Annotated in this window: 23 protein-coding genes; 14 read left to right on the top strand and 9 right to left on the bottom strand. The window is 54.2% G+C overall.

Features of this window, described 5'->3' with window-relative positions; all coding sequences use genetic code 11:
* Positions 1-276 precede the first annotated feature (276 nt).
* The gene (locus tag K355_RS26185; protein WP_258548884.1) at positions 277-408 is read left to right on the top strand and encodes a hypothetical protein; all 132 of its coding nucleotides are present in this window, start codon (positions 277-279) and stop codon (positions 406-408) included.
* Positions 409-641: 233 nt separating this feature from the next.
* Here K355_RS26185 and K355_RS0112795 read toward each other — a convergent pair whose 3' ends face one another.
* Positions 642-1,202, bottom strand: coding sequence for a type 1 glutamine amidotransferase domain-containing protein (locus K355_RS0112795; RefSeq protein WP_022732544.1), 561 nt, complete (start codon positions 1,200-1,202; stop codon positions 642-644).
* A gap of 325 nt (positions 1,203-1,527) precedes the next feature.
* Positions 1,528-2,721, bottom strand: coding sequence for an MFS transporter (locus K355_RS0112790; RefSeq protein WP_022732543.1), 1,194 nt, complete (start codon positions 2,719-2,721; stop codon positions 1,528-1,530).
* 109 nt (positions 2,722-2,830) lie between these two features.
* On the opposite strand from K355_RS0112790, the gene K355_RS23925 reads away from it, so the two are divergent.
* Positions 2,831-3,871, top strand: a complete 1,041-nt coding sequence (locus tag K355_RS23925) for an AraC family transcriptional regulator (RefSeq protein ID WP_022732542.1) — start codon at positions 2,831-2,833, stop codon at positions 3,869-3,871.
* 27 nt (positions 3,872-3,898) lie between these two features.
* Here K355_RS23925 and K355_RS0112780 read toward each other — a convergent pair whose 3' ends face one another.
* Positions 3,899-4,468 carry a helix-turn-helix domain-containing protein gene (locus tag K355_RS0112780; protein ID WP_022732541.1) on the bottom strand — a complete coding sequence of 190 codons (570 nt, stop codon included), beginning with the start codon at positions 4,466-4,468 and terminating at the stop codon, positions 3,899-3,901.
* A 95-nt stretch (positions 4,469-4,563) separates the two neighbouring features.
* On the opposite strand from K355_RS0112780, the gene K355_RS0112775 reads away from it, so the two are divergent.
* Positions 4,564-5,079, top strand: coding sequence for a GNAT family N-acetyltransferase (locus K355_RS0112775; protein ID WP_022732540.1), 516 nt, complete (start codon positions 4,564-4,566; stop codon positions 5,077-5,079).
* A 41-nt stretch (positions 5,080-5,120) separates the two neighbouring features.
* On the opposite strand, the gene K355_RS0112770 is transcribed toward K355_RS0112775, so the two are convergent.
* A complete protein-coding gene (locus K355_RS0112770) occupies positions 5,121-5,744 on the bottom strand; it encodes a LysE family translocator (protein ID WP_022732539.1) in 624 nt (207 codons plus the stop codon).
* Positions 5,745-5,879: 135 nt separating this feature from the next.
* Positions 5,880-6,641 (bottom strand): IclR family transcriptional regulator, encoded by a 762-nt coding sequence (locus K355_RS0112765; RefSeq protein WP_022732538.1) that lies wholly within the window; start codon positions 6,639-6,641, stop codon positions 5,880-5,882.
* Positions 6,642-6,759: 118 nt separating this feature from the next.
* Here K355_RS0112765 and K355_RS0112760 point away from each other — a divergent pair, with 118 nt between their 5' ends.
* The 7 genes from K355_RS0112760 to K355_RS0112730 all read left to right on the top strand — a co-directional run bounded on the left by K355_RS0112760 (position 6,760) and on the right by K355_RS0112730 (position 14,847).
* Complete coding sequence (locus K355_RS0112760) at positions 6,760-8,484, top strand: thiamine pyrophosphate-requiring protein (protein WP_022732537.1); 1,725 nt, start codon at positions 6,760-6,762, stop codon at positions 8,482-8,484.
* A 135-nt stretch (positions 8,485-8,619) separates the two neighbouring features.
* Positions 8,620-9,057 carry a cupin domain-containing protein gene (locus K355_RS23920; RefSeq protein ID WP_162142299.1) on the top strand — a complete coding sequence of 146 codons (438 nt, stop codon included), beginning with the start codon at positions 8,620-8,622 and terminating at the stop codon, positions 9,055-9,057.
* 144 nt (positions 9,058-9,201) lie between these two features.
* Complete coding sequence (locus K355_RS0112750) at positions 9,202-11,016, top strand: alpha-amylase family glycosyl hydrolase (RefSeq protein WP_022732535.1); 1,815 nt, start codon at positions 9,202-9,204, stop codon at positions 11,014-11,016.
* Between the two features lie 107 nt (positions 11,017-11,123).
* A complete protein-coding gene (locus K355_RS0112745; protein WP_147250389.1) occupies positions 11,124-12,347 on the top strand; it encodes a hypothetical protein in 1,224 nt (407 codons plus the stop codon).
* Positions 12,348-12,526: 179 nt separating this feature from the next.
* The gene (locus K355_RS0112740) at positions 12,527-13,609 is read left to right on the top strand and encodes a hypothetical protein (protein WP_022732533.1); all 1,083 of its coding nucleotides are present in this window, start codon (positions 12,527-12,529) and stop codon (positions 13,607-13,609) included.
* 161 nt (positions 13,610-13,770) lie between these two features.
* Positions 13,771-14,244, top strand: coding sequence for a hypothetical protein (locus K355_RS0112735; RefSeq protein WP_022732532.1), 474 nt, complete (start codon positions 13,771-13,773; stop codon positions 14,242-14,244).
* 105 nt (positions 14,245-14,349) lie between these two features.
* Positions 14,350-14,847: a hypothetical protein gene (locus K355_RS0112730; protein WP_022732531.1), complete on the top strand. Its 498-nt coding sequence runs from the start codon at positions 14,350-14,352 to the stop codon at positions 14,845-14,847.
* Between the two features lie 126 nt (positions 14,848-14,973).
* Here K355_RS0112730 and K355_RS0112725 read toward each other — a convergent pair whose 3' ends face one another.
* Both K355_RS0112725 and K355_RS0112720 read right to left on the bottom strand, forming a co-directional pair.
* On the bottom strand, positions 14,974-16,206 hold the full coding sequence (locus K355_RS0112725; protein ID WP_022732530.1) for a glycosyltransferase family protein: 1,233 nt from the start codon (positions 16,204-16,206) through the stop codon (positions 14,974-14,976).
* Positions 16,199-17,050 (bottom strand): HAD-IIB family hydrolase, encoded by an 852-nt coding sequence (locus K355_RS0112720; protein WP_022732529.1) that lies wholly within the window; start codon positions 17,048-17,050, stop codon positions 16,199-16,201. The genes K355_RS0112725 and K355_RS0112720 overlap by 8 nt, the downstream gene beginning before the upstream one ends.
* Before the next feature lie 313 nt (positions 17,051-17,363).
* Here K355_RS0112720 and K355_RS25130 point away from each other — a divergent pair, with 313 nt between their 5' ends.
* From K355_RS25130 to K355_RS0112700, 4 genes are all read left to right on the top strand, one after another.
* Positions 17,364-18,185 (top strand): substrate-binding periplasmic protein, encoded by an 822-nt coding sequence (locus K355_RS25130; RefSeq protein ID WP_114091540.1) that lies wholly within the window; start codon positions 17,364-17,366, stop codon positions 18,183-18,185.
* Positions 18,186-18,408: 223 nt separating this feature from the next.
* Positions 18,409-19,575, top strand: a complete 1,167-nt coding sequence (gene pobA / locus K355_RS0112710; RefSeq protein WP_022732527.1) for a 4-hydroxybenzoate 3-monooxygenase — start codon at positions 18,409-18,411, stop codon at positions 19,573-19,575.
* A 257-nt stretch (positions 19,576-19,832) separates the two neighbouring features.
* Complete coding sequence (locus tag K355_RS0112705) at positions 19,833-20,126, top strand: ElaB/YgaM/YqjD family protein (RefSeq protein ID WP_022732526.1); 294 nt, start codon at positions 19,833-19,835, stop codon at positions 20,124-20,126.
* Positions 20,123-20,632 carry a hypothetical protein gene (locus tag K355_RS0112700; RefSeq protein ID WP_022732525.1) on the top strand — a complete coding sequence of 170 codons (510 nt, stop codon included), beginning with the start codon at positions 20,123-20,125 and terminating at the stop codon, positions 20,630-20,632. The genes K355_RS0112705 and K355_RS0112700 overlap by 4 nt, the downstream gene beginning before the upstream one ends.
* A 46-nt stretch (positions 20,633-20,678) precedes the next feature.
* Here the strand turns inward: K355_RS0112700 and hpt are convergent, their stop codons facing one another.
* Positions 20,679-21,215 carry a hypoxanthine phosphoribosyltransferase gene (gene hpt, locus K355_RS0112695; RefSeq protein WP_022732524.1) on the bottom strand — a complete coding sequence of 179 codons (537 nt, stop codon included), beginning with the start codon at positions 21,213-21,215 and terminating at the stop codon, positions 20,679-20,681.
* A 204-nt stretch (positions 21,216-21,419) separates the two neighbouring features.
* A complete protein-coding gene (locus K355_RS23910) occupies positions 21,420-22,373 on the bottom strand; it encodes a LysR family transcriptional regulator (RefSeq protein WP_022732523.1) in 954 nt (317 codons plus the stop codon).
* Between the last annotated feature and the right edge of the window lie 7 nt (positions 22,374-22,380).

The following is a 22,380-nucleotide window of genomic DNA, read 5'->3' as shown; positions in this document are numbered from 1 at the left end:
TGTCTGTGCCCGTAGCGTCCACTTTTTTCTAGCCTAGATCAAAAAGAGCGCGACGTTTTTGGGTTAATGGTTTCGTGCCTATCGATACAACCTATTCAGGGCGCTAAACAGTGCAGAGAAAGGGGACAGACCCCTTTTATCTATTCCACAGCCCTAATCTTGGGATAAAGCGGGTTTCAATCTTTGTCGGATCTTGTTGGAAAAATAAATCTGTCCCCTTTTTCTTCTTTTTCTGCGGTATCATTATTGACGCTTGGCATACGTCGAGAGGGCATTATGAAAAGCGACAGTAAGCGCCAGACGGAAAGTGCCGTTGGCCGGATTTCTAGCAAAGCGCCCCGAAAGGTCAATCTTCCTTTTTCAGAGGCGGAGCTTCTGGTCGGGCTTGATGCGGATGGTGCGCTTTGACACATGGATTCCCGCCTGCGCGGGAATGACGGGGTTTTGTGGCGGGTTTTGTGCTGGGGTGTGTGACGGGGTTTTTGGCGGGGTGTGTGGTTGGGGGCGCGTGCGGTGGCGCATCCGGTGGGATTTGAAACGGAAAACGGACGAAGGGGAAACCTCCGTCCGTTTTGGTTTTGGGTATCGGCACACTTGCACACTGGTACCGTGTCTGGGGGCAGGTTTCTGCCCGGTGCGGGTTAAGCAGCCCGGCTGTGGTGGGTGCCTTCGCTGACTTCCTCGACGATTTTGCTGACGAAGGCGTCAAGGTCGTTGGGGGTGCGCGATGTGACGATCCCTTGCTCGCACACAACCGCTTCGTCCTGCCAGAGGGCACCGGCATTGAGAAGGTCGGTTTTGATTGAGCTATAGGACGTCGCACGGCGACCGCGCAGCGCACCGGCCTCGACCAGAAGCCACGGGCCGTGACAGATCGCCGCGACCGGTTTGCCCGAGGCGACAAATTCGCGCACCAGACTGACGGATGCCTCATCATTGCGCAGAAGGTCCGGGTTGATCTGCCCGCCGGGGATGACCAGCGCGTCATAGTCGGCGATATCGACATTTTTGACTTCGACATCGACATCGACCGTATCGCCCCAGTTTTTATCGTCCCAGCTTTTGATCGGGTCCGATTTGGGCGATGCGATTTTAACATCGGCCCCCTGGGTCGAGAGTTTTTCAAGCGGAACGCGCAGTTCCGAGCGTTCATAGCCATCGGTGGCGAGGATCAGAATCTTTGCGGTATCAATCGCAGGCATAATGTCGCTCCTTTCATTGATGTCGAGCATTACACCCCGTCAACGGCTGCGGTTTGAGAACGTTCCAAATTTTCCTGTGGTGATTTTGTGGCAAGGGGTGAGGAGCGGGTGCTTTGGGGATGGATTCCCGCCTGCGCGGGAATGACTGGTTTTTTTAGGGGGGGTGGACATTAGCAGAATCAGAAAGGGCAGCGGGTTGGTTCCGCTGCCCTTTGGTGTGTCTGGGGTCATTATGGTGGTTGCGAGGGAGAAATGCCCCGGCAGTCGTTCAACTGCCGGGGCGGGCTGGGCCGATGCGGCATCGGCGGGGGTTGGGGCGATGCTGTTATCCCTGTTCGGCGGGAACAGGGGCGGTTCGCAGGCCCAGCGTTACGATGAGAGACGCGGCAAGCAGCAGGAAGCCAGCGATGGTAAAGACGCCAAGCGCGCCGCTGGTGTCAAAGACAAGGCCGCCGGCCGCCGCACCCGTGGCAATGGCAAGCTGGAAACCAGCAACGAGAAGTCCGCCGCCGCTTTCGGCTTCATCGGGCACGGTGCGGGTGATCCAGGTCGACCATGCGACCGGCACACCGCCAAAGGCCATGCCCCAGATCGCGACAAGCACGGTGGTCGGGGCAACCGCACCATCAATGACAACCATGCCGACCCCGGCCAGCCCCATGATGAGCGGCATGAGCGCAATGGTCATGCGCAGCGAGCGCGCAATCAGCGCACCGCCGACATAGGTGCCGATAAAGTTGGCGACCCCAAAGCCCAGCAAAATGCCCGAAACACCCGCCGTGGTGACCCCCGAAACCGTTTCAAGGAACGGGCGGACATAGGTAAACAGCGCAAAATGGCCGGTAATGATCAGGACCAGTGAAAACAGCCCGAATTTCATGCGCGGGCGGCTCATGACCTCGATCAAGGTGCGCAAGGTCGCACGACCGCGCGGCGGCATTTTGGGCAGGGTGGCAAATTGCACGACAAGGGCGAGAACGCCGAGCAAGGAGGCCAGCAAAAACACATTGCGCCAGCCAATCACATCGCCAAGGTAGCTTCCGAGCGGGGCGGCAAAGACGGTGGCCGCCGAAACGCCGCTAAACAGGATGGCGAGCGCACGGGGCACGCTTTTTTCAGGCACCAGCCGCATGACGGTGGCCGCCGACATGGTCCAGAACCCGCCAAGGGCAACGCCCAGCAAGACCCGCCCGGCGAGCAGGATCGCAAAGGTCGGGGCGAGTGCGATCATGATGTTCGCGGCAATCAGAAGGACTGAAAAACCAAGCAGAACATAGCGGCGGTCGATCTTGCGGGTGACGGTCGCGGTCAGAAGGCTGGTGATCAGGGCCATAACGGCGGTGGCCGACATGGCCTGCCCGGCCATGCCTTCGGTAATGCGAAGATCATCGGCCATCGGGGTCAGCAGGCTGACGGGCAGGAATTCGGCGGTGACAAGGCCGAAAACCCCCAACGTCATCGAAATAACAGCACCCCATGCCGCAGATGCGGGTTGGAGGGTGGTTTGAGGTTCACTCATGGGGGATCCTTTGAGTTGATGTTTGTGCATTGCACCCAAGATAGACTGGACGGGTCGGACGTTCTATGGCAGTTTGTCCGAAGTTATTGATCAATCGTCCGAGAGTGCTATGTCCCCCATTGCCAATGCCGCGTTTAACAGCCCGTCCACGCACATCGAAGGCCAGTATGATGGCGGCTTTGATGCGAACGGGCACGATATGGTCAGCGAGCTGTTGTCGGGGGTTCGCCTGCGCGGGCTTGATTACCGCCGGATCGAGATTTCAGCCCCCTATGGGCTGCGGTTTGGGGAGGATGTCGATGACAGCCGGGCGTGGCTGCATTTCATCGGGCAGGGGACGGTGCATTTGCGGACCAAAAGCGGGGCGGTACATACGCTTGGCTGCGGGGACGCGGTGTTGCTGCCCTGTGCGGGCATTCATGATTTATACAGCAAGGACGGGGTTGCGCTGCGCAGTGTGGATGCATTTGAAAAGGTGCATCTGTGTGATGTGGCGTCTGAAATCCGGGCCTGTGAAAAGGATGTGTGCCGGACAAAGGACAACCTGATTTTCAGTTGCGCGATGGAATTTGATCTGGGGTGGTTGCATCCGCTGGCACATCTTAAGCCCGAGGTCATGCATATTGAAACCGTGCCCGATCATGACCCGCAAATCCCCGCTATTCTTGATGTCATGACCGCCGAGCTTAAATCCAAACGGCCGGGGTACGGCGTGATCCTGACCCGACTGGCCGATGTGGTGGCCGCGGCCATCCTGCGCCGCTGGGTCGAGGCCGGATGTGATGTGTGTGGCTGGGTCGAGGCGGTGCGTGATCCGAAGCTGGCACGCGTTTTGGCCGCCTTGCATAAGGAGCCGGGGCGCGATTGGTCGGTGGCCGATATGGCGTCCGAAATGGGCATGTCGCGGTCGGTTTTTGCCGAACGGTTTGTTGAGCTGACCAAAGCGACACCACAGCAATATTTGACAAACTTGCGCATGCGGCTGGCCAGCCAGTGGATCGGGCGCGAAAAACTGCCGATGGATGAGGTGGCCGACCGGCTTGGCTATGCCTCAGTCGCGGCATTCAGCCGGGCGTTCAAACGCACGACAGGCATGTCGCCCGGTGCGGTGCGCCGGGTGGATCACGCGGACTCAACGTCGGTGGCTTAATCCGTGCCATCGGCACCATCCGCGGACTTAGGCGCTGCGCACGACGGCGACGAGATAGCGGCAGTTTTCAGCGGTTTTATTTTCAAACATGCAGTCTTGCGGGGGGCCGAGTTCCAGACAATCGCCGGTATCAAGGTGATGGACCCGGTCGCCTTCGTGAAACAGCAGTGATCCATCAAGAACCCAGATGGTTTGACGGATAAAGGTGAAGGCCGAGGCGGGCATTGCGACCTGTTGTCTGGCGGGCAGGTCAACTTCGACAAGTTCCAGCGGCATGTTGTGGCCCGAGAGGACCTGACGCCGGCCATAGCCGGTTGCCGGATCGGACCAGACGGGTTGGTCGGCATGACGGCGCACACCGTGATGGACGGGATCGCTGCGCGACAGCAATGCCGATACCGTCAGGGAAAGTGCCCCGGACAGACGCCCCAGCACGGTGGCGGTTGGGCTGGCTTCGCCGCGTTCGATTTTGCTGATCATGGCTTTGGAGACACCGGATTTTTCGGCAAACTGGCCAAGCGACCAGCCTTTGGCTTCGCGTTCCCGGCGCAGGCGGGCCGAAAGCCATGCGGCAGATTCGTCTTCTATGATGTTCATGTTTTGCCATATTTCATTTAAAATCAATATTGACTGTCTACTATAATGGACGTAATTCTGCAACATGTTCGTTATAATCTATGCAGGAGGCGAAAATGCATATTCGCACAGCGACCAAGGGGGATCTTCCGGCGATCCTTGAAATCTATAATGATGTGCTTTTGACCAGCACGGCGATTTACGATGATCAGCCCTCTAGCCTTGAAGAACGCCTTGATTGGTTTGAGGGGCGCGTGCAGCAGGGGTTTCCGGTTCTTGTGGCCGAAGAGGGCGGTGCTGTTGTGGGGTTTGCCTCCTATGGCCCGTGGCGGGGGCGGTGGGGGTATCGCTTTACGGTGGAGCATTCGGTGCATGTGGATGCCCGTCATCGCGGTGCCGGGGCCGGCGGGGCGTTGCTTGCTGCGCTGATTGAGTTGGCGAAAGAGGCGGGGCTGCATGTCATGGTGGGCGGTATCGATGCGGAAAACCTGAATTCGATCCGGTTCCATGCGCGCTTTGGTTTTGAGCAGGTCGGGCATGCAAAAGAAGTCGCACGCAAGTTTGACCGGTGGCTTGATCTGGTGACGATGCAGCTGTTTTTAGACGATGGGGATCAAACCCGCGCGGCTTAGCCGTGCGGATTGTGCCGTGTGATACAGGTCAGCGATGGCAATTATAGCAAAGACAACAATGCCGTGCTGACCGATGCAATCAGCATCAGGGCAAAGATGATGTTGATTGCTCGCCCGGCGCGCGGATCAGACAGCAGGCGGGAAAACCCAGCGCCAAAGATCAGCCATGTTGTGTTGACCAGCACGATCACCAGCGTCAAAGCCGCGATTTTAAACGTGTTATTCAGCCAGACAGAGTTTTGCACGATGTGATGGCTGGCATAGACCGCGCCGATGGCGGCAAAGGCCTTGGGATTGGCGATGGCCAACAGCAGTCCGCCCCGAAAGTCGGGCGCGGCGGTTTCGCGGGGGTGCGGGGTTTTGTCCGCAGATCGTGCAGGGTTTACCGGGGCAGTGGCAATTTTCCATGCCAGATACAGAATATAGATCGTTGCCAGTGCGGTCAGGATATGACCGGCAATGGGATGAGCGATCAGGGCGGTGGCGACCCCGGTCGCGACAAGCAGCAAAACGCACGTCGTGCCAATGATGATGCCCGACAAATAGCCAAGACCCGGCCGTATCCCAAAGGCAGAGCCGGTTGCGGCCAGGCTGATGGTGGCGGGGCCGGGGCTGCCCATCAGGGGCAAGGCCGCCAGCCAGAGAAGAAGAAGATTTTCCGTCATCGTCGATGCGCCCGATCTGTTACGCCCCGTTTTGAATAAGCGGTTTTGGTCAGCAGTTTGGATCAACTTTTGGGACCAAGAGTGCCATGGAGTGAGCGGGCGCGTCTTGAACGATATTGGCAATTTTTATGCGGCTTAATCTTTTCCGTGCAGCGCGCGCTGGGCGTTTTCGGTGGCCTGCGTCAATGCGTTTAACAACGTGTCGCGTTTTTGATCGAGCAAGGCGGGCGACGCGCCAAACACCGAAAAGGCCGAAACCATTGTGCCATGAAGCGTGGTGATGGGGACGGCGATGGCGTAAATATCGTGTTCGCGTTCGCCATTGTTGGTGGCAAAGCCCGCCTTGCGGATTTGGGCAAGTTCGGATTTGAGTGCGTTGACATTGGTGATGGTGTGATCGGTCATGCCGGTGAGATCGGCCTTGGCAAAGTATCTGTCCTGATCAGCGAGGCTCATATGGGCCAGCCACAGTTTGCCATGCGCCGTGCAAAAGGCATCGAGTTTCGATCCAATGCGGATATCGACATAGAGCGGGCGGTCGGGCAGGGCCTTGGCAATGCAGACCGCCATATCGCGATCAAACTCGGTCGCCATGCAGGCCTCCCCCGTATCACGCGCCAGTTGATCAAGGATCGGTTGCAGCAGCCCTGCCAGATTGCCGTCGCGCATGACGCGCTGGCCCAAATCAGCAAACATATATCCCAACCGAAACACCCCGCGTGACGTGACACGCAAGGCTCCGGCATGGACCAGCGTGTGCAAAAACCGGTGGGCTGTGATCATGTTGATGCCAAGCGCGTCGGCGGTTTCCTGTGCGGTTAGCTCTATTTTCCCTGCCGCAAACAGATCGAGGATTTTAAACGCCTTAAGCACTGAGCCGTTGAGCTGGCTGGACATGGGATTTTTCCTTCACGCAAAAAGGACCGGTCGTCGCGCTTGACGGTGACCGGATTTCAAGAATAAACTATATTATAAATCATATTTCAAATATAGCAATATCGTAAGAAGGCGTCTGATGAAAAACGACATGGACAAAGCTGCGGGCATTACCCTGACCGCCGGTGGGGCGGTTTTGGCGCGGATGAAGGCGATTGGGATTGATTATATCTTTGCCAATTCGGGCACGGATTTCCCGCCGATCATCGAAGGGCTGGCCGAGGCGGCAGCCAAGGACATTGACCTTCCCCATGCTTTGGTGATGCCGCACGAAAATGCCGCGATGGGCATGGCGCATGGCTATTACCTGGCGACGGGCAAGGCGCAGGCGGTGATGGCGCATACCAATGTGGGCCTTGCCAACTGTGCGATTGGCGCGATCAATGCCGCGACCGAACATGTGCCGATTGTCCTGATGTCGGGCCGAACCCCGGTGATGGAAAAAGGCCGCCTTGGCGCGCGCACCGTGCCGATTGGCTGGGGGCAGGAAATGCGCGATCAGGGGGCGATGGTCCGGGAATCCACCAAATGGGAATATGAGCTTAAATTCCCTGAACAGGTGCCCGATGTGGTGGATCGGGCCTATGCGATTGCATCCTCTGTGCCCAAGGGGCCGGTCTATGTCAGCCTGCCGCGTGAAGTTCTGTGTGAACCGTGCCCCGGTGATGCGATTGACGGGCCGCTGCGCCAGCAACCGGTTCAGATTGCTCCGCCACAGGCCAGTATCGAGGCCGCCGCAGACATTTTGGCCAAGGCCAAAAATCCGGTGATCATTGCCCAACGCGGGACGGGCACCGCCGAGGCGTTTGGCCGGTTTGCCGATCTTGTCGATCAGTGGGGCATTCCCGTCGTGCAATATTGGGCGATCCAACTGGCGCTTGGCACCGAACATCCGATGTTCGCAGGGATGGACCCGGCCCCGTGGTTGAAAGATGCTGATGCGGTGGTGGTGATTGATTGCCTTGCCCCGTGGTCGCCCGACATTCATGCATTGCGGGGTGATTGCAAGGTGGTGCAGATCGGCCAGAACCCGCTGTATTCCCGGTTCCCGGGGCGGAATTTTGCCGCCGATATTTCATTGGCCGGGGAAACCGGCGATGTGATCATGATGCTGGCCGAGGCCATGGATCGTCGGCAGGGTGAGTGCAGTGATGCCTGTGAAGCGCGTCGATCCAAGGTTGCCGCGATCAATGCCGACACCCGGAAGAAGGCCTTGACTATGGCCGATGCCGGGGCGGTGGACCCGATGAGCAAGGGCTATGTGTCGCGTTGCTTGTCCGAAGCAATCGCCAAGCGTCCGGCAACGGTGTTTTCCGAGCTTGGCTGCCCGTTGGAGCCCTTGTCGTTGTCCGCACACAGCAGCTGGTTCCAAGAGCCGCATTCGGGCGGGCTTGGCTGGTCGTTCCCGGCATCGATGGGCTATCAACTGGCCGATAAGGACAAACTTGTGGTCGCGACCATGGGGGATGGATCATACATGTTTGCCAACCCGACGGCGTGCCATCAGATTGCCGAGGCGCTTGAGCTGCCGATCCTGATTTTGGTGCTTAATAACAATGAATGGGGGGCTGTGCGCCATTCAGTCACCGGGATTTATCCCGATGGCTATGCGTCCAAAACCAACGAAATGCCGTTGACAGCGCTTAAACCCAGCCCGGATTTCACCAAGGTTGCCCAAGCCAGCCGCGCATGGGTCGCCAAGGCCGTGCGCGCCGAAGACCTGCCGGGAATTTTGCGCGATGCGATCAAGCACATCGATACCCACCGCAGCCATGCGCTGGTGGAAGTGACGATTGCGCCGTAAGGGCGGATGTCTGGAATGTTGATGAAAGCGGGCAGCGGATCGTCGGTGCCCGCTTTTTTTATGTATTTGGATTGTCTTGGCTTTATGATCGCAGAAGGTATGACAGGTCGTCAAAAAACACAGGGTTCGGACGTTATGACAAAAGCACAAGACAGCGGATCAGGACGAGCAAAATCTGGTCATGATACCCCGATATCCAAGCCCGCGATTGATGTCCATGACGGGGTGCCGTTGCTTGATAGCGGGGTAAACTTTGTTGGCGAGCAGGTGAGCTATCCCAAGGGTAAGGCCAGGATCAAATCGATGCTGGCGACCATGGCGCCGGGGCAGAAGACAGGCTGGCACAAACATGGTGTTCCGACTTATGGATACATCCTTGAGGGGCAAATCACGGTTGATTACGGCGATGCCGGTAAGACGACCTATCATGCCGGTGAAGGGGTGCTGGAAGCCATGGATTACTGGCATGAAGGGATCAATGACGGCGATATACCGGCACGGGTTGTTGTGGTTTTCATGGGGGTCGAAGGGGCGGAAAACGTGATTTACAAGCCAGATTTAGTGTCTGATTAAAATGATATTTCCCAATATGTTAAATGACTTGTGGAATATTTGTGCCTAGTTTGCTAGCACCTTTAAATGCCTGCTTGCATCGCAGGCAAAATCATTATTTCATTGAATTCAAGAATTTTGACTGCCTGCCCTAAAGGAGCCACCATGGATCGTGTTGTCGGAACATCAGGACGGATTGCGTTTGCCAGTGCGATGCGCAACCTGCTTGCGGATGTCTATCCCGGCCATGATCAAGCCGAATTGGTGCGCCGTGTGTTTGAGGTGTTGGGTCTTCCGATTGAGGGCGACGGGCCGGAACCGAGTGAAGAATATTTGCGCAAATGGGATCAGCGCGATGCGTTTCTGATTACCTATGGTGACAGTATTTCACAGGCGGGCAAAAACGGCATCGAAAGCCTTGGTGAATTTCATCAAAAATGGCTGAAAGACTGGCTGACCGGGGTGCATATTCTGCCGTTCCATCCGTTTACGTCCGACGACGGTTTTTCGGTCAGCGATTTTACCAAGCTCCGCCCGGAGCTTGGTACGTGGGATGATGTTTATGCGTTGTCGAAAAACGCGACCGTGATGGCCGATCTTGTCGCCAACCATATTTCCGCATCCCATCCGTGGTATCAGCAATTTCTGGTCGGGGAAAAGCCGGGGGTCGATTACATCAAGACCGCCAGCCCGGACGATGATTTATCCGATGTTGTTCGCCCGCGCAGCCATGCGTTGCTCAATGACGTTGTCACCAAGGACGGTGAAAAACATGTCTGGTGCACGTTTAGCTATGATCAGGTCGATCTGGATTACGGCAACCCGGATGTTTTCTTTGAAATCCTGAAAATCGTTCTGGAGTACCTTAAGCACGGGGTGCGGGTCGTGCGGCTTGATGCCATCGGGTTTATCTGGAAAGAAGCAGGTACGACGTCGATCAATCTGGAGCAAACCCACAAGATTATCAAGGCGTTGCGATTGGCGACAACGGCGATCCATCCCGATGCGATTTTCATCACCGAAACCAATTTGCCGTTGCTCGAAAACCTTTCGTATTTCGGCAATCAGGATGAAGCGCATCTGATTTATAACTTTTCGCTGCCGCCGGTGATCATTCATGCGTTGCTCAGCGGGCGGAGCGATTATATCCGCAAATGCATCATGGCAATGCCGCCAGCACCGGCGGGTTGTACGTTCTTTAACTTTACCGCCAGCCATGATGGCATCGGGTTGCGCCCGGCCGAAAACCTGATCCCGGATGCGGATATCGACGGGCTTAAAGACCATGCGGTCAGGATGGGCGGGCAGGTCAGTTACCGTGCGCTTAAGGGCGGTGGGCAGAAGCCTTATGAGCTTAATGTCACGCTTTATAGCATGCTGGCGGAAAACTTCGCCGGTGAGGCGACCATGGGGCTGGAACGGTTTGTGATGAGTCAGGCGATTGCCATGTCGCTTGAGGGCATTCCCGCGATTTACGTTCAGACCATTCTGGCGACCGAAAATGATCAAGGGGCGTTTGAAGAAACCGGCATTCCGCGCCGTCTTAATCGTAAAATCTGGCAGCTTGAAGATGCGGAAAAAACGCTGACAGACGAGGGACCCGCAAAATCGGCGTTTGATCAATTGCGTGCCTTGATGTCGATCCGCCAAGGGCAACCGGCATTCCACCCCAATGCGACGCAATATACGCTCAACCTTGGCCCGGAATTACTCGGCGTTTGGCGCCAGTCGCATTTGAATGAGCAGAGCATTTTCTGCGTATTTAACCTGACCGAGCGGCCACAGAACCTTGATCTGTCAAAGATCAATCTGATCATGACCGAAGGCTGGCAGGATTTGATCACCCAGCAAGTGATCGAGGATTACGATGGGATCATGACGCTCGCACCCTATCAGATTGTCTGGATTTCCAATCTGGATGGGCGCAACCGCACCGAAAGCCGTTTGTTGCAGCGATATCGGGATGCGATGCCGGTTTGATTCATCATTCGCACTTTAGGCTATCAAGGTAAGTTTTTGTTCGTCTGATGCGGATTAGGTTTGTTGGTCTTGGGCCGCCGAACATAAAAATACTTCGAGGTAGGTTGATGCGAGCGATATGGTTTTTTTCGTTTTTTTTGAGCTCCGTAGCTTCTTTTTCGGTCGGTCAGGCTGCGCCAAATAAAGTGCTTCTAGGTGTTGCTTCCTCTACCATTGTGCCTGTTGAGCAATCTTTTGGCGGTGGGGGTGATATAGTCGGGCAGGGTATTTCGGAACCGAGCGTTCTTTTAGCGCAAAACGATTCATCAAAAACATATAGCGGTTACTTCGGTGGGAGAGAGAAACTTCGCGACCATCTAATGGAAGTGCTGCAGAACGTTTGCTTTCCAAACATCGGGTCTGGAGAGGTTATAGATGCGGCGGCCGTTGAGTATTCGAATGGCGAACCGTTTTTCAGCGAGACTGTGATTGCAGGTGATATCGTTAAAACCAAGTTCTATCCAATCAAACTTGATAATGAGGATACGGCTTGGGTAACCAATGCAGGAGGACGAGCTTGTGGTCTGGCTACCAATCGATCTCTAAGAATGCCACAACATATCCGTCGTGAACTGGATGTCACGATGGAAGAAAAGGTTTCGGAGCTGTTTAACTATGATGATGTTGAGTTGACGTATGGCTCATCAGAAAAGATTCGGCTGCCAATTCGTCAGTACAGTATGGTTGCCGGGCAAAATGACCGAATTGATTTTATCGATTTTCTTGCGCCCGACGTGTCTCTTGCAGATCGCAAATTAACCTACAAGATATTTGACCGTGTGAGCATCAAAGGAGATCAGCTATCAATCGTTCAAGATGGCATGATGTTCGAAGTCATACAAAGTGTGTGTGCGAATGATGTTGGAAACCCAAAACAAATTCTTGAGAAGGCGGCCCAACTAACTGGCAAGAAGGTGTATACCGGAGCTGACAGTGAGTTCACCGTGTATGGTATTGCGCTCACGACGTATCCTTTGGAAACTATGAAGGCCGCTACGAGTTCTTTTCTGTCTTTAACCGAAGATGGAGATGCATGTGGCTATTGGGAGATAGGTTCACCCGCCGGACTAAGGGATTTGTTTGGTAATTTTGATATCGTTGAAATCGAAGACTATGAGGCGGATAAATCTTGGGCGCGATTAGGGTATTTTCCCATTACAAACTTAGCTGTCATCGAGAGTTTCTCTGAAGATGATGTCGGGGCAATGCATCGTATCTTGTACTTAAGTCACGATGCTTACGAGCGTATCGCGTTACAGAACAAACCTGTAATACCATGGAAAACAAACTAATAAAGTTGAGAAAACTTCTGTGTGCTTAATCTGGTGGAGCCGCGCTACCGGATGCGATGGCGGTTTAGCCGACGTTTGGCATTTCCCGTGAGGGCATTTGGTCTTTGCAATCTGAAGTCGATATGGTTTTCTTGATGTGTCTTTTTAAGTAAATCAATCATTCTGTCCGGGGGCTGTAGATGCGCATTTCGTGGGGAATTGTCGCTTCGTTAATGGTTTTGGCCGGGTGCCAGACGACAGGTGGTAGCGATTCTGCAAGAATGCGTGCCCAGAATGCGCAAAAAGACTTTTTGCTCAACGCGATGAGTGACGTATGCGTTGCCAATCTGGGTGATGAAACGGCAATTGATGCCGCCGCGCGTAAAATCAGCATTAAGGACCCCAGTGCCGAAGATGCTTACATCGGCATCAAACAGGTAACTGCGACCATTTATCCAATAGGTTTGAATGGCCGGTTTGCGGGGGTTATCGCACAAAGAGCGGGCGAGACTTGCGGCGTTATAACCGTGCGTTCGATCAATTTCCCTGACACCTTGGCAACTACATATGATCTTGAGATGGAAGACATGCAGCTTTCATCCGATTTCGTGAAAATGAAGGATCTTTATTACGGGTTTAGCAACGATCTGAACCTTCCTGTTAAGCAGTTCGTGCAAATTACGGATGATGGGAAATCGCTTGATGCGGTTGAGTTTATGACACCGACAGCATTTCGAGCAGAAAGTGAGTTATCTGCCAACGTTATTGGTATGCTTAAGAAGCAAAATGCCAATCCTGATGTCGAGGAAGAGGATATTTTCTTACAGGTACTTGATGACGTGTGTCTGCCCAACATTGGTGATTTGGCAAAAATCACGAAGGCAGCCGAGCGCCTCTCAGGTGTATCGGGTATTAAGGTCAACGACCCAAGGACCAAGCCATTTGCCGATGAATTACTGCTTTATTTTCTGTCTTTGAAACCTGACGGTGAAGTAACTTTTATTGGTATATCTGATGATGCATCTTTGTGCGGTTACTGGGCTGTTAATCTGGCGGGTAAAAGTCAAGACGTCTTCAAGCATTATGATCTTGTGCGGATAGAGTCCGGCATGGTGGAAGCAGGCTTTGTTGAACTTGGTTTTAGTGCAGAGGAAAACCTTGCTGTTTTTCAGGTTGCGACCGAGAGCGAAGAACAAACCGTCTACGTGACTGCGCTGATGAAACGTAAAGCCTATGCGGAGTTGAAGTTTCCCAATCTGCCTCAGTTGCCTTGGGATCTGTGACGATAGATGTGTTGCGTCATCGTTTGCTTTTGGTTGTGCTGTGCAGATTGACATCATTACATCATGATTTCTCGGTATAGGTACTAATCCCGATTGCGCGGTTAGGAGGGGGCGTGTACCCCCTTTTACTTGGTTTGAGATACTAAAGGACAGAATGCGCGATGGCGTATGCGCAGGAAACCCGTCTGACCCGTTTGCCCGAAGATGTGCCTGATCGCGTGCGCAAATTGTTCGACGTGTGGCGGGCCGCGACATGCGGGAATGCACTTCCCGACCGAAAAGATCTTAGCAGCGACACCCTTTCGCTGTGGATCAATGACATTGGTATCTATGAGTATCTCCCCGAGCGGCGCGACTTTGTTGTGCGGATTGATGCGCCAAACATGATTGCGGTCAGTGGCGAGAATTATCAGGGGTGTTCACCGCACCAGATTGATCTTGATTTTGGCACGCGGGTGCATGCCACGCTTCTCGATGTCATCGACAGCAGACAGCCGGCATTCCATATCATCGGTGTGGAGCGAAAAGTTTGGGAAGAATGGGTTCGGCTGTTGTTGCCGGTGCAAACACGTGACCGTGCGGGGCAGGGGATCCTTCAGATACTTGTTGCCCATTTTTTCTATCGTGGGCGTTAAGTTTTCTTTCTTGAAAAGAAACCTATTTTGCATGCATGCACTTGTTCTTAAATAGCGGCTTGCCCACTTAATTTTGTGGGAGAAGTTTTAGCTTGGCGGCACGGTATGCTGGAATCAACGGACGTTGAACTGTCGGGTCTTCCGGACGATATCGACAAGTCAATTATTTGCTTTGTCGATGCGTGGCGCGATGCCTGTGCGCAGATGGATAATGGCGCACTTCCGACGCGCACGGTTTTAAGCGCGGAACGGTTGCGTCAGTGGCGCGATGATATTTGCATTTATGAGTATCAGCCAATCAGAGAAGATTTTCTGGTGCGGATTGATGCGCCGACAATCATTGAGAACAACGGCGAAAGTTTTCAAAACAGCACGCCGCGCGAAATTGATCTTAAATACGGGACCTGCTTGATGGCGGCCTTGCTTAAGACGATGCGTCAAAAAAAACCGACATTCCATTACGTCCGCATCGTCAGTGCTTCTGGTGAACCGCGGCAGTGGCTTCGGGTTTTGTTGCCGGTGCAAACATTTGACCGGTTCGGCGATCCGATTGATCAAATCCTTGGTGTGCGGTTTGCGTATGAACCAATGCATTGCATTTAATGCTGCATGGCTTTGGGGCGGGGCCAATTGATTTGACTGGAATGATGGCAAGGAAGACGTGTTTCAAACCTTCCTTGCCATTCTAAAGCAGATTAAATGCAACATGCTTTAAACGCGGTATCGATTTCAGGATTTGCCAATATCCATGTCATTGAGGTCATCTTCGACCGCTGCTGAAAGATGTTCGAAAATGTCGCCCATGGCACTTTCAACCCGTTGCCAGCTTGGAATGAACGGGCTTTCGAGCGGGTTTTCAAGATAGTGCTGACCCGCACTGATGATGACTTCTGACAATACCTCGACACATTTTTCTTCTTCGTCGCGGTTGATCTTAAGGCCGTTAAACATGGCGTCGGCCCGGTATTGCTCGATCAGATCAAGCGCCATGCGGTAATAGGTTGCCTTGAGCGTTCTGAAGGTTTCGTGCGAGAAAATCGTGCCCTGTGTGGCCAGTTTACGAAACAGCGATTTGGCAATGTCGCTTGCCATGCGTGACAGGCCGTCATCTTTTTCGGCGGGGTCAAAATCGCGGTGCTTATGATCATAGATATCGGCGATATCGACCTGGGCCAGACGGTGGACCGTATGGTTGCGATACATTTCCGAAAGCATCGAAACTTCGAGCCCCCAGTCGGACGCGACGCGCAAGCCATAGGCAACATCGGTGCGAATGGCGATTTCGCCCGACAGCGAATAGCGGAAAGAGTCCATGTAATTAAGGAAATCGGTTTTGCCGACCACCTGTTTAAGCGCGCGAATTAGCGGGGTAACAAACAGGCGGCAGACCCGGCCCTTGAGCGTGCCATTGGCAACGCGGGCGTAATAGCCCTTGGCAAAGGCGAAGTTAAACGCCGGATTGGCAATTGGGTACATCAGTTTGGCCGGAAGGTCCGGGGTATAGGTCGCGATGTCGCAATCATGAATGCCGATGACGGAACTACGGCCCGATGCCAGTGTATAGCCCATGCAGTACCAGACATTGCGACCCTTGCCCGGCTCATAACGCGCCAGATCAAATTCGGCCAGCCGGTCATGCACGCCGCGCAGGCGCGGGCCATCATTCCACAGAATGCGCACATGTTGCGGCAGGTCTTTGAAAAATTCGCGGGCATGGAGGTATTGCTGAGCATTGGCGCGATCAAGACCGACGACAATCTGATCAATATAGGTGGCCTGTTTAAGTCCCTCGACAATGGTGGTCATCGCCGGGGTTTCAAGTTCGGAATAGAGGCACGGCAGGATCAGGGTTTGACGCCGTTGCCGGGCAAAGGCGCTCATTTCATAGGCGAGTTCTTCGGGGTTGCGGTCAAGAATGCGGTGCAGGGTCGTGATCGGGCCGCCCTGATGGAAATCAGCCATGAAGTACCTCGCTTTTATTATTGGTATTAATGATTTGATCGAGAATGGACTGCAATGCCGCGTTCCAGCCTTCCGGGCCGGGATAGGGCGCAATCCGAAGGTCGGAATGTGTCAAAAGCGGTTCGGAGCGGATGCCGCGCTTGGGCGGGATTTGAACCGCAATATCGGCCGCAGCCAGCATCGGGATATCATTGGCGGAATCGCCCAGCGCAATCGTGGTGATGGCGGTTTTGGTGGCGTGGGTGTCGTCAGCGCCATCACCCAGTCTTCCGGAGACCACAAGGCGTTCAAGCATTCGCTTCATTGCGGCCCCCTTGTTTGATGGGCCACACAGGGTATGGAACCGACCGCCCTTGACCAGCTTTAGCGAAAACTGGCTGGCGATGTCTGTCGCGATTTCAATGTCCTGTTCGCTTGGTTGCCAGATCAACGGATCGGAGCAATGGCGTTGCCCGGCCCGGATGGCATCATCAAGCGTCAGCCCGGTTTCGGTGGCAATCATTTCCGGCGGGACGGTGCGAAAGCTGCCCAATGGGACGTTGACGGCGGCGATGATCGCGTCGCGGGCGGAATCAATGGTTTGCGATGATGGACCGGGTTGTTCAACCTCGCCACCCAGTGAGATGACCCCGCCATTTTCGCCAATCAAGCCGTCAAACAGGCCGTAATTCAGCTGAATATGGTCAAGCTCGGCAAGGGTTTTTGACGACACGGCGATCAAGGGGATCGAGAGCGATCTTATGCGTTCTATGGCCGGGCGGGCCGCATCCCAGCGATAGTCGTCATGATCAAGCAGGGTGCCGTCAAGATCGGTAAAGATGGCGATGGTGCGTGTTTGTTGCATCGTCCCGTTCTGTTGCGGTTTTTCAAACTGTCGGGTGACCGTCAACGCGCGGTCAGAACAACAGCTTAGCACAGCGATTGTGGCAGTGCGACAGTCGGAAGGTTAAATTTTATGCAAGATGTTGTTTTGATGAAAAATAATGCGTATTGCGGTAGAGTTGATTGTGTCGGCATGGTTGGTTCTGCTGGCTTTAAAATGCCGACACGATGACCCATATATTTTATAGTTTCCATCCATATGACGGGGTGTCGCGACAGCGCATGGAACACTCCGTCGGGCCGGTTATAGATGCCATAACAGTTGGGGGCCGTTGATGATATTGAGACGCTGGCTTCTGGCTGTCTTGCTGTGTGCCGGGAGCCTTTGCAGTGCGATACAGGATGTTCGGGCCGAAGGAGGCAAGCCTGCGCAACCCGTGGTGTCTGAGGTTGTTTTCGCTGTGGGGGAATGGGCCCCGATGATTGGCGAAAATATCGAAAATTTCGGCATTCATTCCAAGCGTGTCATGGATGTTTTTAAGGCCATGGGATATCGAGTTCGGCTTGAATTCCTGCCGTGGCAGCGCGCGTATGAGCAGACCCGGCGGGGGATTTATGTCGGGACATTTTCGTGGCTGTCGACGGCGGATCGGCCCGATGTGTTTTATGTTCCCCATCACCCGATTGCGCGCGCCTATCAGAAGGCGTTTTACAAAAAATCACGGTTTCCAGACGGGTTGGATATTTCGTCCCTTCGCGATATCGCGACACTTGGCCTGCGTCCTGTCGGCGTGGGGTCTTATTGGTATGAGGATGCCTATAAACGGCTTGGACTTGATGCCGATATCGTCACCAATCCGGAATCCGCGTGGCGGTTCCTCAATGCCGGGCGGGCTGATGTCTTTGTTGAAGAAGAAGAAGTCGGCCGTTCGGATATGGTGCATTTCCTTGGGGACGAGGCCGCCACGCTTTACGGTGCATCAGAGCCAATAAAAACAGACGACATGTTTATCCTGTTTTCACGTCAACATCCTGACGGCAAACGGCTTTGGGAAGAATTCGACCGTTATATGGCGTCCGATCAGGGGCTGGAATTGTGCCAGAAATGGCATGCATGTCTTGCGTCAGTGCCGGCCCCATCAACAGGCGACAGATGATCGGTTGGTGATGTTGTGTTGCAAATCGAGACGTTGGGCCGATGCGAAAACCATTTTGTTCCTGACCGATAACTGTCACGTCATAGATGTTCGATTTGTCCAATTATTATCCCGGTTTGTCCATTCTGCCCGTTGGCCAACAGGCGTAGTATTTCCGCAATAGAATTGTTCTTGTTCCATTCAAGCAGGAACAGAAAAACAATGATCTTGTGAGGAAATCGCCATGCATGTTCCTGTCATCATTATCGGGTCTGGCCCGGCCGGGTTGCTGTTGTCGCATCTGTTGCATGTGCAGGGCATTTCATCGGTGATCCTTGAACGCAAAAGCCGCGACTATGTCGAAGGCCGCATTCGTGCGGGTGTTCTGGAAATGGGGACGGTTGGCCTGATGGAACGGGTTGGCGTTGATGCGCGGATGAAAAAAGAAGGCATCATCCATGGCGGCATTTACATCAGCCTGAACGGCAAGCGCACCCATGTGAACATCGAAGAGCTTACCGGTGGTTCCACGGTGATGGTCTATGGCCAGACCGAAGTGACCAAGGACCTGATTGCCGCACGTCTTGCCCATGGCGGCGAGATTATTTTTGACGCCGAAGATGTCAGTCTGCACGACATCGAAAGCGATAGGCCGCGTGTTTGCTATGTCAAGGATGGCAACCCGGTTGAGCTTACATGTGATTATATTGCGGCCTGTGACGGTTTCCATGGGGTTGGGCGCAAAACGATGCCGGGCGTGAAAGAGCTTGAGAAAGTCTATCCGTTTGGCTGGCTGGGTATTCTGGCGCATGCCAAACCGGTGGCCGATGAGCTGATCTATGCCAAGCATGGCCGTGGGTTTGCACTGTGTTCGATGCGATCAGAAACGGTGGTGCGCCATTATGTGCAGGTGCCAAGTTCTGATAAAATCGAAGACTGGTCCGATGACCGGTTCTGGGACGAGTTGCGCACCCGGCTTGGCGAAGAAGACGCCGAACTGGTCAATGAGGGCGAAGTGTTTGAAAAAAGCATCGCGCCACTGCGTAGCTTTGTTGCCGAACCGATGCAGCATGGTCGTTTGTTCTTGGCCGGTGATGCCGCCCATATTGTGCCACCAACCGGGGCCAAGGGGCTTAACCTTGCGGCGAGTGACGTGCATTACCTGTCCGAGGCGCTGATTGCGAAATACAAGAACAATCGATCTGATCTGCTTGATACCTATTCCGATACGGCTTTAGCACGTGTCTGGAAGGCAGAGCGGTTTTCGTGGTGGATGACCTCGATGCTGCATACCTTTGATGATCATAACCAGTTTGAAGGCCGCATTCGTGAGGCCGAATTACAGTATATCCTGTCGTCAAAAGCAGGATTGACAACCCTGTCGGAAAATTACGTTGGTTTGCCTTACTGACCCAACGTAACGGGGATACCCACCCCCGAGGAGCATTCGTATGCTCCATTCCGCCCAGAATTTCCGATAGGGAACAAACGGCCCGCCTCCCACGCGGGCCGTTTTGTCTTTGTATGGCGCGGATTTCTGCGTGATTGGTGAAATGTGCAGGCCATTTTTGATCCTTGCCCGCAAAAGATCACAATTGAATGTGGAACTGTTTGGCATGTTCGTACGTTAGGTGTGTGTTGCAGTTTTCAAGACAACAGGAGAAAACCATGGTGACCAAGACCGAGACGACTGCTGAGAATGCCAAACTTCAGGCCGATGTCGATGCACTTCGCAAAGATCTGGCTGAAGTGACCAAGACCCTGAAAACGATGGGTAGCGATGCGGCACATAGCCGAACGCAGGCCGCAGCAGAACGCATCCGCGAGGTGTCCGGTCAGGCGCGTGACCAGTTTGATCATGCGCGCGACGCAGCCGTGGATCATGTCCGCGACCGTCCGCTTGCCTCTGTCGCCCTGACATTTGGTGTGGGCATGCTGATTGGTCGTCTGCTTCAGAAATGATCGATCAGTTAATTGAGAAACTGACCGATCTGATAATCGACCTGGCAAAGGCCGCAGCCGCAAGGCTTGCGGTTTTTGCCGTGATCGGGCTTACCTTTCTGATCGGGATCGGCTTTTTGCTGGCAGCGGCCTTTATGGCCGTGGCGGCAAAATTTGGTGCGATTGCCGCAGCCGTTGCCTTTGGTAGCGGTTTGATCGTCATCGCACTGGTCGGGCTTGCGATTATGGCGCAACGCGATCCGGGTGAAGGCATTGCCAAACAGGCATCCGACGCACCGCAAAAAGCGGGGCGTAGCGAAGACGACGTGTTGTTTGATCTTTTGCTCCATGCGGCGACGACCGGCTTTGCGACCGGGCAGGGCAACAAGCCCCACATGCAAACCGGGTTTGATCAGATGATGACGGATCTGGAGGCGCTGGGCGTGTTTGACAGGCCAATGTCCAAGTCGGCGCCCAAGCCAGAGCAAGATACCGACCCAGATGAAGATACAAAAACGGCGGGATAGCATAAGCTTCCCGCCATTTTTTTAAGTCTTTGGAAGTTCTTCCGGCTTATTCGCCGTGGAAATGCACCGTGCCGATATAGGGCAGGTTGCGGTTGTTCTGGGCATAGTCAATGCCATAGCCAACCACGAATTCATCGGGAATATCAAAGCCACAGAATCCAATCGGAATGTCGACTTCGCGGCGCGACGGCTTATTCAAAAGCGTGCAGATTTCCAGACGGTTGGGATCGCGGGTGTTGAGCAGGCGGACAACTTCGGAAAGCGTATAGCCGGTATCAATGATGTCTTCGACCAGAAGCACATCCTTGCCCCGGATTTGACCATCAAGATCCTTTATGATGCGCACATTGCGCGAGCTTTCCGTGCTGTCGCCATAGCTTGACGCGACCATGAAATCGACTTCGACCGGGACGGTCAGTTTGCGGGCCAGATCGGCAATGAAAACAAAAGACCCGCGCAGCAATCCGACGACAATCAGCTTTTCGGTGTCTTTGAAACTTTCATTGATCCGGGCGGCAAGTGCATCAATCTTGGTGGCAATTTCGTCCGCCGTTATCAGCGGCTTGACATCGTAATCGGCCATAAATTCCGGTCCTGAAGCGTTATGATATGGTGTGCTGCTTGCTAGCATAGGGAACGGTGCTTGACCAGCCTCTGAATGGTAACAGAAGTATAATCATCAAAAAGCGTGGGTCAGGCCGCCTTTGGGTTGTGGTTTGAGGTGAAAATGCGCGTTCGTCTGAGTGTCAAAACAGCCCGCTGAAGTGTGCCGTGGCTTTTTGCACAGTTATGATGTTGGAGATAAAACAGTGTTTTCAATGGTTGAGCTGGGGGCCTGGGCGCTTAGATTACGGCTTCGGACCAGATTGAGGAAAGCCTGTGCGGCTGGTGGCAGCGTCCGGCCTGATCGCCAGATCAAGCCAATTTGACGCAGCAGAACCGGGCTTTCAAGCGGCCGGAATATAAGTGGCGACCGACCAAGGACCGGCAAGGTCAAGGAGGGCAGGGCGGTGATGCACAGACCCTGTGACACAAGCGCACCGGCGGTAGCGAGATGGGCGACTTCAAACCGGGGGCGAAACAGCAGGTTATTCTGGGCACAGGCCGCATCAATCAATGCGCGGACACTTGTTTCGCGTGACATCGCGACCATCGGCTGTGACAGGATTTCTTCCCAGTGGTAGGTGCGGTCTTCTTTTAGAAAGCTGTCGGGCGCGCCGACGGCAATGAACTTGTCGCTGAGAAGGCGCTGAAATGAAAGATTGTCACTGTTTTCAACCACGCCGGCGGTAAAGCCAAGGTCGGCCCGGCCCATTTCAACTTCACGCAGGACGCCTTCGGACAACATGTCATTGAGTTGGACATCGACATTGGGGTGGGCATCCATAAAGTCGGAAATCAATGGCGGAAGGAGCCCGGCTGTTACCGATGGCAGGCCAGCTATTGTCAACTTGCCGCGTCGGGTATTGAGATAGGTGTCGAACTCTGCCAAGGCAGATTCTGTTGTGTTGAGAACACGTTCGGCGAGTCTGAGGAAGGTTCGGCCCTGATCGGTAAGGGCGACATTGCGGGTGTCGCGGTCAAACAGACGTGCCTGCGTGCGGTCTTCAAGGCGGCTGATCTGTCGGCTGAGCGTTGAGCCAGAAACACCAAGACGTTGAGCTGCCTGACGAAAACTGCCGGTTTCTGCCAAAATGCAGAAAGAGCGGAGTTCGTCTGTATCAAGATTGATGCGTTTCATGCATCAA

The sequence above is a fragment of the Thalassospira lucentensis MCCC 1A00383 = DSM 14000 genome (assembly GCF_000421265.1).
GTDB classification, from domain to species: Bacteria; Pseudomonadota; Alphaproteobacteria; order Rhodospirillales; family Thalassospiraceae; genus Thalassospira; species Thalassospira lucentensis.
The sequence above is the reverse complement of the archived record's forward strand: the minus strand, read 5'-3'. Positions and strand labels throughout refer to the sequence as shown.